This is a genomic window from Sorangium aterium, from assembly GCF_028368935.1.
Taxonomy (GTDB): Bacteria; Myxococcota_A; Polyangia; order Polyangiales; family Polyangiaceae; genus Sorangium; species Sorangium atrum.
The window spans coordinates 88,456-99,202 of record NZ_JAQNDK010000001.1 but is presented as its reverse complement, the minus strand read 5'-3'; the positions used below and the strand labels follow the sequence as shown (position 1 = coordinate 99,202).

Genomic DNA, 10,747 nt, shown 5'->3' with positions numbered 1-10,747 from the left:
GCGCATGAAAGAAGAATTGTCCGAAGCCATGCAGGCGGTTTCCGAGCTCGTCGCGGAGCTCTCGCCCGACGAGCGCGCGGTGCTCTCGTCGCTGCTCGCACCTCGGCCGGAGCCGATCGCCATCGTGGGCATCGGCTGCCGTCTCCCCGGGGGCGCGGGCGACCCGGCGTCGTTCTGGCGCCTGCTCGCGGAGCGGGGCGATGCGGTCCGCGAGATCCCGGCTGATCGCTGGGACGTCGATGCCTTCTACGACCCCGATCCGGACGCTCCCGGGAAGATGTACACGCGCTACGGCGCGTTCCTCGACCGCGTCGACGGGTTCGACCCCCGGTTCTTCGAGATCACGCCGCGCGAGGCCGCGCGCATGGACCCGCAGCAGCGGCTCTTGCTCGAGGTCGCGTGGGAGGCGCTGGAAGACGCAGGGCAGCCTCCGGACGGGCTGCGCAGGAGCCGGACGGGCGTCTTCGTCGGCGGCAGCTGGCGCGACTACGAGCTCTTGCACACGCGGGGCGGGGGCCTCGCCCAGGTCGACCCCCACACGCTGACGGGCGATCTCGCGAGCGTCCTCGCGGGCCGCGTCTCGTACACGCTCGGGCTCGAGGGCCCCAGCATGATGGTGGACACGGCGTGCTCCTCCTCGCTCGTCGCGATCCACCTCGCGTGCGAGAGCCTGCGGGGCGACAGGTGCAACCTCGCGCTCGCGGGCGGCGCGAGCCTCATCCTTGCGCCCGACGGCTTCGTGAAGCTCTCGAAGATGCGGGCGCTCTCGCCCGACGGCCGCTGCCGGACGTTCGACGTCCGCGCGAGCGGGTTCGCGCGCGGCGAGGGGGTCGGGGTGCTCGTCCTCAAACGCCTCTCTGACGCGCAGCGCGCGGGGGATCGCATCTGGGCCGTCATCCGCGGCTCGGCGGTCAACCACGACGGCCGAAGCGCGGGCCTGAGCGCGCCGAGCAGCCTCGCCCAGCGCGGCGTGATCCGCGCGGCGCTCGAGGCCGCCGGCGTTTCACCGCCCGATGTCGGGTACATCGAGGCGCACGGCACGGGCACCCCGCTCGGCGATCCGATCGAGATGGAGGTGCTCAAGGACATCTTCGGAGATCCGCGCCCGGATGGATCGGTCTGCGCGGTCGGCTCCGTCAAGACGAACATCGGTCACATCGAGGCCGCCGCGGGCGTCGCGGGCGTCATCAAGTCGGTCCTCGCGCTCCGGCACGGCGTCATCCCGGCCCACCTGCACTGGACGCAGCTCAACCCGCGCATCTCGCTGGAGGGCACGCCGCTCGTCATCCCGGTCGAGGCGCGGTCCTGGCCGCGCGGCGGCGCGGAGCGCATCGCGGGGGTCAGCTCGTTCGGCATCAGCGGCACGAACGCGCACGTCGTCCTGGCCGAGGCGCCCGAGCCCGAGCGAAGGCCCGAGGGCCAGCGCCAAGGCCACCAGGTCGTCACGCTGTCGGCGAAGACGGAGGCCGCGCTCGGGGAGCTCGCGGCCCGCTACGCGGCGGCGCTCTCGGCCGACGCCTCGATCGAGCTCTCGGACGTGGCCTTCACGGCGAACCTCGGCCGGGCGCGGCACGCGTTCCGCGCCGCGATCGTCGCCGGCTCGACGGCGGAGGCCGCGCCGCTCCTGGCAGCGTTCTCCCGGGGGGATCGGCAGGCGGGCGTCCTTTCTGGCGAGGCGACCGCGCGCCCCAAGGTGGCGTTCGTGCTCTCCGGCCGCGCCGGTGACCGGGCCGGCTTCGGTCGGCACCTCTACGACACGGAGCCGGCGTTCCGCGACGCGCTCGACCGCTGCGACCAGCTCTTCCGGCCGTTGCTCGACGGCTCGGTGCTCCGCGCCTTGCTCCCTCCTGCGGGCGCCCCGTCGGCGTTTCCGGCGGGCAGGTACGAGCGCCCTGCGGTATTCGCGCTCGAGGTGGCCCTCTGCGCGCTGTGGCGCGCCTTTGGCGTCGAGCCGGACCTCGTGATGGGGTGCGGCGTCGGCGAGCTCACGGCGGCGTATGTGGCCGGAGCGCTGTCGCTCGATCAGGCCGCCGCGCTCGCGGCTGGCCGCGAGACGCGCGAGCCGCGGATCGACGCGCGTCCACCGGCGCGCATCGGGATCGTGTCGTGCTCGCTCGGCCGGCTGATGAGGCCCGACGAGGTGTCGGATCGCGCCACATGGGCTCGCATCCAGCGCGGCGCCGCGGAGCTCGAGGTCGGCGTGAAGGCGCTTCACGCCGAGGGGTGCGGGATCTTCGTGGCGCTCGGGCCGGCAAGCGGCCTGCCTCCGGCCGCCCCCGCGGTCTGGATCCCCACGGTCGTGGCCTCTGGGGACGAGGTGGTGCCCTTGCTGCACGGCCTTGCGGCGCTCAGCGTACGGGGCGTCCAGGTGGACTGGGCGAAGCTCCACGAGCGCCGCCCTGGCCGGCGCATCGGCCTGCCCACGTACCCGTTCCAGCGCGAGTCCTTGTGGCTGCCGGTGCGCCGGCCCTCCGGGGGAGATGCGCGGCGGCTCCTGCCGCGAGCGGGCGCAGAAGCGGGGGATCCGCTCCTCGGCGAGCGCGTCGCCTCGCCGATGTCCGCGCTCCAGTTCGAGGCCCGCGTGGCCGCTTCCTCGATGCCCTGGCTGAGGATGGAGTCGCGCCCGGGTTCGAAGGAACCCACGGCGTCCCATCCCACGTCGACGCATCCGCTGCACGAGGAGCCCATGCTCGTCCCCGTGGCGCTCCACCTCGGGCGGCTCCTGGCGGCGTCGACGCAGGCGCTCGGGTGCGAGGAGGTCCTGCTCGAGGACCTCGCGTTCCCGGAGCCGATGCTCCTGCGCCGGCGTGACGAGGAGCGCATCAGCCATCTCACCCTCGTACCGGAGCCAACCGGGGCGTTCTTCTCCGTGTCGATCGCCAGCATCCCCGGCGACAGCCCGCCCGATCGCGCCCGCTGGACGACGCACGCGACGGGGAAGCTCCGCGACGTCGAGGCGGGACCGGCTCCGGCCGCGATGAGGCCGGGGGCGATCGGCGGGGGTGCCGCGGCGGTCGTGGACCGAGACGGCTTCTATGCCCGCCTCGAAGCGAGCGGCCATCGACCCCTCGGGGCAGCCCGCTGGGTGGAGCGTGCCGCCCTGGGACCTGACGGCGTGAGGGCGGAGATAGCGATCCCTGACGGCAAGGAGGGGGTGGCCGTCCCGCTCTCCGTCGCTCTCCTGCACGCCTCCATGGAGGTCGTCCTGGCGGCGGCACTGGCGCATTCCGCCCCCGAGGGCGCGCTGCCCGTGCCTCTTTCGCTCTCCCGGCTTCGCTATGCGGGAGCACGCCGAGGAGAGGGCCCATGGACGTGCGCTGCGCGCGCGGTTCCGGGCGCCCCGGGTGATCCGTTCACCGTCGCGTGGACGCTGCGCGACAGCGCTGGCCGAGCCGTCGCCGACGCGGTGGGGCTCGCGATCGGCTGGCGCTCGCGATCGGACCTCCTGGGTCAGCTCACCGCGCGCCAGGCCGAGCTCCTGTACGAGCTCTCGTGGCGCCCGATGCCGCAGGAGTCGGACCGATCCGTGCGGGCTCCTGCTCGCTGGATCCTCCTCGCGGGCGGCTCCGAGCTCGGGCGGGGCCTTGCGGCGCGTCTCGAGCAGCAGGGCGGAGCGCCGATCCTCGTGCGAGCCGAGGCCGGCGGCGATCGCGACGCCCCTCTCGCCGAGGTTCTTCGCCTGCTCGAAGTGGATGACGGACCTTCTGGCGTGCCGGTGGCCGGCATCGTCGATCTTCGAGCGGCGGACGACGCTCCCCTGGGCGGGCAGCGCGCGTCCGGCGACCACGCCGATCCGCGCCTTTGCGACAGCGTGCTGCGGCTCGCGCGCTCTCTCGCGAACCGGAAGGGCCGCACCGGGACCGGCGCGCCGCCGCGGCTGTGGCTCGCGACCCGGGGTGCGCAGGCGGTGCAGGTGGAAGGGGACGGCGAACGCCGATCCCCGACCCATGTGGAAGGGGACGGCGAACGCGGATCCCCGACCCACGCGGAAGGGGACGGCGAACGCCGATCACCGACCCATGTGGAAGCCGCGCGCGGCTTCGCAGGGGCCCCGCTCTGGGGGCTTGGCCGTGTGCTCGCCGCCGAGCACCCCGACCTCTCGGGTGGGCTCATCGACCTCGATCCGGCGAGGCCGCCCGCGGAGGCCTCGATGCTCGCCGATCACCTGCTCGGGGCAGACGTCGAGCCGGAGATCGCCTTCCGCGGCGGGGCCCGTTACCTGCCGCGCGTGGCCCGCTGCCCAGGCCTCGCCGGCGCGGGCGAGCCCACCGCGTTGCGCGCCGGAGCGACCTACCTGATCACCGGCGGCCTGGGCGCGCTCGGGCTTGTCTGGGCGGGGTGGATGGTGTGCCGCGGCGCCCGTCACATCGTCCTCGTGAGCCGGCGTTCGCCGAGCCCCGAGGCGCAGGCTGCGCTCTCGGGGCTGCGCGCAAGCGGCGCGCGCGTCCACGTGGTGCAGGCGGACGTCGCGCAGCGGGACGACGTGGCGGCCCTCTTCCGGCGCATCGATGCGATGCCGCCGCTCGCCGGCATCGTCCACGCGGCGGGCGTGAACGAGGACGCGGTCCTGACCAACACCGACGCGGCGTCGTTCGACCGTGTCCTCGCGCCCAAGGTGCGTGGCAGCGAGAACCTCTGGGCGGAGGCGCGCGGCCGCGAGCTCGACTTCTTCGTCTTTTTCTCGTCGGTGTCGGCCTTGCTCGGCAACCCCGGGCAGGCCGCCTATGCCGCCGCGAACGCCTTTCAGGACGCCTTCGCGGCTTATCTTCGCGCGCAGGGCGCCCCGGCGCTCAGCATCGCCTGGGGGCCGCTCGCGGGCGCCGGCATGGCGCGGGACGTCCTCGATGCGCTCGGCAGGCGCTGGGGTCTCTCGGGCCTTGCGCCCGACGAGGCGCTCACCCTCTTCGAGCACATGCTGCGATCGAATCGCGCCCACCTCATCGCGATGGACCTGGATCCCGTGCGGCTCTCGAAGCGCGCCGCCGAAGCGGCCCTGCCCGTCCTCTTCGCCGGCATCGCCGCCCCTGCGGAGCTGCCCGAGGCCGAGAGCCCGCGCGGGGAGGACGACCTCGCGCGGCGTATCCTCCGGAGCTCCCCGGACGAGCGCATGGGCATGTTGATTCACGAGATCACCGCCGTCGCGCAGGGCATCATGGGGCTCGATCAAGGCTTGTCGTTGAACCCCAATCAGCGCCTGGACGAGCTCGGGATGGACTCGATGCTCGCGATCGAGGTGGTGCAGGGGCTCAGTCAGGCGTTCGGCATGACGCTGCCGGTGACGATGGCGATGGATCACCCGACCGTCGCCGCGATGGCCCGTTACCTCGAGCGCGAGCTCGGCGTCCTGGCGTAGCGGGCGCGGGCTGGGGCGCATCGCACAGGAGAGGTCTTGGCAAATCGTGTCCATTCAGAGCGCGGCCCCTCTTTTCGACGGAGTTCGATGGAGGTCCGACGGAGGTTCCCTTGCCGCACAGCGTGAAAGCTTGGTTCCTTTATCCGGGTACGGGGACGGACATCGGAGAGCTCGCGGAGCTGGTCCAGGAGGATTTCGATCTCCGCGACATTTCCAGCGCCGAGGTCCTGGCAGAGCCGCTGTTCGGGTGCTGGGAGGGCAACATGCAGCATGCGCTCTCTCGCAAGCCCGTCGACATCTGCAAGCAGCGCGGCGAGCCCCGGGTGATCATCGGAAACACCGGCGTGGTCCGCGTGCTCGAGGTCGGCTCGGGCGTCGAGGGGCTCAAGCCTGGTGATGTCGGCATCATCTTCTGTGCCTCGGTGGTCGACGCGTGGGGCTACCCCGAGAAGGCGATGGCGTACGACGCGCCGGGCACCATGGGCTGCCTCGCGACGAGGATGATCCTGCGGCCGCACGAGATCATCCGCCTCCCGGACGACACCCGTCATTCGCTGCCTCAGTGGGCGGCGTTCTCGGGGCGCTACGTGACGGCGTGGTCGAACTGGCTGCAGGCCCATGGCTCGTTCCGTCTCCAGGTCCCGCGCGAAGAGCTCCCGTCGCCGCACGTCTGGGGCTGGGGCGGGGGCACGACGCTCGCGGAGCTGGATCTCGCGCGGCGGCACGGGTGCACCACCGTGATGCTCTCCGGCAACGACAGGCGTCTCGAGCTCATCCGGAAGACGGGCGTGACGGCCCTCGATCGCCGGCAGTTCGGGGAGCTCAGCTACGATGAGCGCCGGTTCGTCACCGACGCGGCCTACCGCCGATCGTACCTCGAGGCCGAGGGCAGGTTCCTGGAGGAGGTGGAGCGGCGCACGGCCGGGACGAAGGTGCAGATCTTCATCGACTACATCGGCACGCCGGTCTTCCGTGCGACGCTGAAGGCGCTCGGGCGCCAGGGGGTGATCACCAGCGCTGGGTGGAAGGAGGGGATGGTCCTCTCCTTGCTTCGCGCGTCGGAGTGCATTGCGCGGCACCAGCACGTCAACACGCACTACGCGCGCTACCCCCAGGGCGTGGAGGCGGTCGCGTACGCAGAGGCCGAGGGCTGGATGCCCGAGGTCGACGAGCGAATCTACGGCTTCGACGAGGTCCCCGAGCTCGCCCGGCGGTTCTCCGAAGGCGACGTCGGCTTCTATCCGATCTTCTCCATCAATGCGCGTTGAACGTGGATTTCGCGTCGAGGGGCATGCGTGGTCCGAGCACCGCACGCGCCTGCGCGATGGGGAGGTGCAAATTCGATTCACCGATACCGCGGCGAGGCGCAGCAGGGCCGCTGCACGACTCGCCGATGGGCGCGTGCGAAAGCTGAGCACCTTGCCGCCCGAGTTCTCGGTGCCCGGTGCGAGCGTCGACCACGACGTGAAGTGGTTTAGGGTCGGCCAGCGCGTCATGTCGGTCCCGCGCTCTCAGGCAGCGAAGGCCGCTCCGCCGGCTGCCCCAACGTTCCGAATCCCGCTGGATCCCGTCGGCCGCCGAGCGCGCGTGTACGTGGCGGCGGTCGGTCCCTGGCTCGAGGAGCTCTAGCGTCCTTTCCTGCACCCCTTGCAACCGGACCGCGCTGCCCCGGTCAACCGTGTGGGCGACGGGCGCCGAGCGGAAACGCGGTGTGCCCCCGAACCAAAGGGCATGAGGAGGTCAGGAAGAATTCGTGGGCTTCTCTTCCTGCTTTCCCGCCTTCGTATTGATTCTCTCCGGCTCTCAGCCTGATTTCAACGCGCCGCGACGATCTCGTGCCTGAGTGGAATCTTCTACTCCGCGAGTTCGGCGTCGGGGGTCCGTTCCATCTCCGCAGGGCTGGTGGGCTCCGCAGCTTTCACGCGCTTGAAGGGCCGGATCCCGCCCGACGAGACGAGGCTGTACTCGGCGCCCCTCGCTGTCCCGGCTCTCGCCACGCGGCCGCGAGCCACGAGCGCGCGAAGCGCGACGTACACGCTCCCGTTCGGTAGCCCGCTGCGCGTGGCGATCTCCGTCGCCGTCCCTCGCACGAGGGACCGCACAGTTTCGAGCACCACGGCCTCCCGATCGCTCGTCGAGGCTCCCGTCGCGGTCATCGTGCCAGCCGTGGCTCGGTCCGCGCCGGATGCCGGTGCCGAGGTCCTCCTCGCGGACGGTGCCGAGGTCCTCCCCGCGGACGGTGCCGAGGTCCTCCCCGCGGACGGTGCCGAGGTCCTCCCCGCGGACGGTGCCGTCGTCGAGGAGCTTGACGCTCCCGAGAGCGCGCCCTGCTTCCCGCTCCTCGTAGGCCTCGCCACGCTCCTTTTGGCGCGCGCGGGCGCCTTCCGGGGCTTCGGACGGCGCTCCGAGGAGGCGTTCGTCGCTGGCCGTTCCAGATCGGCCAGCATCGTCGTCACCGTCCGGTGCGCTGCGGCGCGGTGCTCGTCCTGAACCCGTTCGACCAGGCTCAGGATGTCCTTGACGAAGCGGTCCACCCGCTCCTTGATCGCGTCCGAGGCGTTCATCGGGGGCGCCGTAGTAGCACGAACGCTCCGACAGTCGAGAGCTTGCAAGCAGGCTGGGCCGGTCTGGGCAACCGGTGGCGTCGACCACGTGAGCGAGGACCCGGATCCCGAAGGCCATCCGCGCGCGCCGCGCCGGCATGTCTTCGGCAACGTCGAGCGCGCTCTCGGGTCAGCCCCGCCGAGCGGACTCGCCAGGCGTGCGGGAACGAGCGTCCGGTCGAATGCCGCTGCCGCGCGCCTCCCGGCACCCGCTCACGCCATGGGGGCGAAGGGAGCGGGGAGGGCCTTCCGGGCATTCCGAAGATCACGAGCCCAGGGCCCGCGCAGCGCGTGTCCGGCAATGCGGTGTTGAACGTAGAGGTGCTTGCCCCCGGATCTCTCGCCGGCGACGTTCACCCGGGGCTGGCTCGCTGGCGCCGATCGCGGGCCGCCTGGGCAATGGCAGCGCCCTGAGCCTTGCCGTGGGAGTTCGCGGATCGACACCGGCGTCGGGCCCGGTCGGGGAGCTACCCCGCAGGACGCCGCGGGCGACCGACCTCTGCCGTTGACACCGCATGGGCGGTGCGGGAGGATGAGATGACGCAGCGACCGTGAAGGCATCGCACAAGCCCAGTCGCTGCCTCGTCGTCTCGCCCTGTTCAATCGTTGACGGCGGATAAATCGGACGAAGACAGACGCGGTGCCGTGAGGGGGCGCGCGGCACGATGGGGGTGGGGGGAGGACCACCAAGGGGCAGCAGACGGATGACGCCCATGGGCGAGCGTGGCATTCGGCTCTTCCTTAACAGCGGTCGTAACTCTCGCTCCTATGCGAGCGTTGGAGTCACCATTGCATGCAAAATACATCTCGACCGCAGGTGGACAGCAGCGCTCCCCAGCCTCTCACCGGCCGCACCCGGCGGAAGATCGTGCGTGCGCTCGTCCGCGCCGAGCCCCGGTCCAACGGGGCGGGGCCGCCGCGGCTGGGGGTGATCGTGCCGGGCATCGGAACGGCGATCGCGCTGCTGGCCGACCCGACCGAGCTCCAGCGCGCAGGCCACGAGGCGCTTGGTGATGTATTTACCCTATCGCTGTTCGGGCTGCCTCTCACGTTCGTCGGCGGCAAGGACGCCGCAGAGCGCTTCATCGACGCGGGTGAAGAGCTGAACCTCGTGGACGCGTACCGGCGGCTCGCCGGCAGGATCCTCGGCGAAGACCTCTTCGTCGAGGTCCAGCCCCACGTGCTCCGCGCGCTCTCCGGCGCGTCCGTGCGTCGCCAGAGCGGCCCTCTCGCGGATTTCACGGCGCGGTTCCTGCGCGGGCGGCTCGCCCGCGTCGGCGAGATCGACGCGCTCGCGCTCGCCAACGACCTCGTGCTGCACATGGCTTGCCGGTTCGTGTGCGGCGACGCCATCTCCGAGGCGCTGTGCGACGAGCTCGCGCGCCAGTTCCACATCCTCGAGAGCGAGCTGAACCTCACGGGCTTCTTTCTGCCCATCGAGACGCCCTCGGCGAGGCGCCGCAAGCAGGCGCGGGAGCGCATCATCTCGATCTTCACGAGCGAGGTGCGGCGCGTGGCGGCCGAGGGCGGCGCCGATCCGGAAGGTTACCTCCACGCGGTCATCAAGAGCTCCCTCGGGGACGAGCCCACGGCCGCGACGGCCGAGCAGCTCCGCAATGCCGCGCTCGCCGTGATGGGCGCGGTGCTCGGCGCGCACACGAACACGGCCATGAGCCTCGCCGCGAGCCTGTCGGAGCTGCTGGAGCACCCGCGGGCGCTCGCGGCGGTGCTCGAGGAGCAATCTCGCGTCCTCCAGGATGGGCAAGCCCTCGATCTCGGCGCGCTCTGCCGCATGCCGGTGTTGCTCCGCTCGATCAACGAGTCGCTGCGTCTCCATGGCAACGGCGGCCTCTGGCGGCTCTCGCGGAGGCCGGTGGAGCTGGGCGGCCACGTGATCCCGGCCGGCAGCCTCATCGGGATGTCGATGGGGCTCGTCAACGGCGACTCGTCCTTCTACCACGATCCGGCTCGCTACGAGCCCGAGCGGTATTGCGACATGAAGACGGACGCCTTCCAGAGCCCCGCGGTCAAGGATCGGCGGTTTGGCGCGTTCGGGCTCGGCCATCACGTCTGTCCTGGCCGGACGCTCGCCTATACGATGCTGGGGATCGCGCTCACCGTGCTCCTGCGCGACTTCCGGATCGAGGTGCTTCGCCGGCCGCGCGCATGGCTCGACCTCATGATGGGCGGCATGGCACGCCCGGTCGGTCAGCTCCGTATCCGTCTGACGCCTGCGCGCTGCGCGCCCGCAGGCGTGATCCAGCGCTCGAGTGCAGTGAACGGTGAGGTCGGTTTACCATGACCCATCAAGTAGGCGACCCCCTGGACGTTGGCTTCATGCAGCTCGCCGTGGACGCCGCGAGCGACGCCCTGCGCGCCGGCAACATGCCGTTCGGCGCGGTGCTCGTGCAAGGCGGTCAGGTGCTCCAGGTGAGCAGCAACCAGCGGCGCACGGCCAACGCTGGGCAGGGAGACTGCACCGCACACGCCGAGGTGGTGTTGATCCGTGAAGCGACCGCGGCGCACGGCCCGGAAGCGCTCGAGGGTGGCACCGTGTACGCCAGCGGGGAGCCTTGCGCCATGTGCTCGGGGGCGTTGTTCTGGGCGGGGGTGAGCCGCATCGTCTACGCAGCCAGCACGCAGGACATCATCGCGGCGCTCGGCGGGCGGGCGCTGCCGGTGCGCTGCCACGAGGTGCTTGCGAACGCCTCGCCCGCCGTGCGCGTGGACGGGCCGGTCCTGCGAGAGGCCGCCGTGGCGCTCCTGCGAAGCGCCGTGGAGCGTTCTTAGC

At 71.7% G+C, this 10,747-nt stretch carries 7 protein-coding genes; 6 read left to right on the top strand and 1 reads right to left on the bottom strand.

Features of this window, described 5'->3' with window-relative positions; translation table 11 throughout:
* Positions 1-28: 28 nt before the first annotated feature.
* The 3 genes from POL72_RS00350 to POL72_RS52200 all read left to right on the top strand — a co-directional run bounded on the left by POL72_RS00350 (position 29) and on the right by POL72_RS52200 (position 6,982).
* Positions 29-5,353 (top strand): type I polyketide synthase, encoded by a 5,325-nt coding sequence (locus POL72_RS00350; protein WP_272092878.1) that lies wholly within the window; start codon positions 29-31, stop codon positions 5,351-5,353.
* Between the two features lie 122 nt (positions 5,354-5,475).
* A complete protein-coding gene (locus POL72_RS00345; protein WP_272092877.1) occupies positions 5,476-6,621 on the top strand; it encodes a hypothetical protein in 1,146 nt (381 codons plus the stop codon).
* A gap of 133 nt (positions 6,622-6,754) precedes the next feature.
* Positions 6,755-6,982, top strand: a complete 228-nt coding sequence (locus POL72_RS52200; protein ID WP_272092876.1) for a hypothetical protein — start codon at positions 6,755-6,757, stop codon at positions 6,980-6,982.
* Between the two features lie 224 nt (positions 6,983-7,206).
* Here the strand turns inward: POL72_RS52200 and POL72_RS00335 are convergent, their stop codons facing one another.
* Positions 7,207-7,509, bottom strand: a complete 303-nt coding sequence (locus POL72_RS00335; RefSeq protein ID WP_272092875.1) for a helix-turn-helix domain-containing protein — start codon at positions 7,507-7,509, stop codon at positions 7,207-7,209.
* 10 nt (positions 7,510-7,519) lie between these two features.
* On the opposite strand from POL72_RS00335, the gene POL72_RS00330 reads away from it, so the two are divergent.
* The 3 genes from POL72_RS00330 (at position 7,520) to POL72_RS00320 (ending at position 10,746) form a co-directional block, all read left to right on the top strand.
* On the top strand, positions 7,520-7,843 hold the full coding sequence (locus POL72_RS00330) for a hypothetical protein (RefSeq protein ID WP_272092874.1): 324 nt from the start codon (positions 7,520-7,522) through the stop codon (positions 7,841-7,843).
* Between the two features lie 906 nt (positions 7,844-8,749).
* Positions 8,750-10,258: a cytochrome P450 gene (locus tag POL72_RS00325; protein WP_272092873.1), complete on the top strand. Its 1,509-nt coding sequence runs from the start codon at positions 8,750-8,752 to the stop codon at positions 10,256-10,258.
* Positions 10,255-10,746, top strand: coding sequence for a nucleoside deaminase (locus POL72_RS00320; RefSeq protein WP_272092872.1), 492 nt, complete (start codon positions 10,255-10,257; stop codon positions 10,744-10,746). Before POL72_RS00325 ends, POL72_RS00320 begins: the two co-directional genes overlap by 4 nt.
* Position 10,747: the final 1 nt, after the last annotated feature.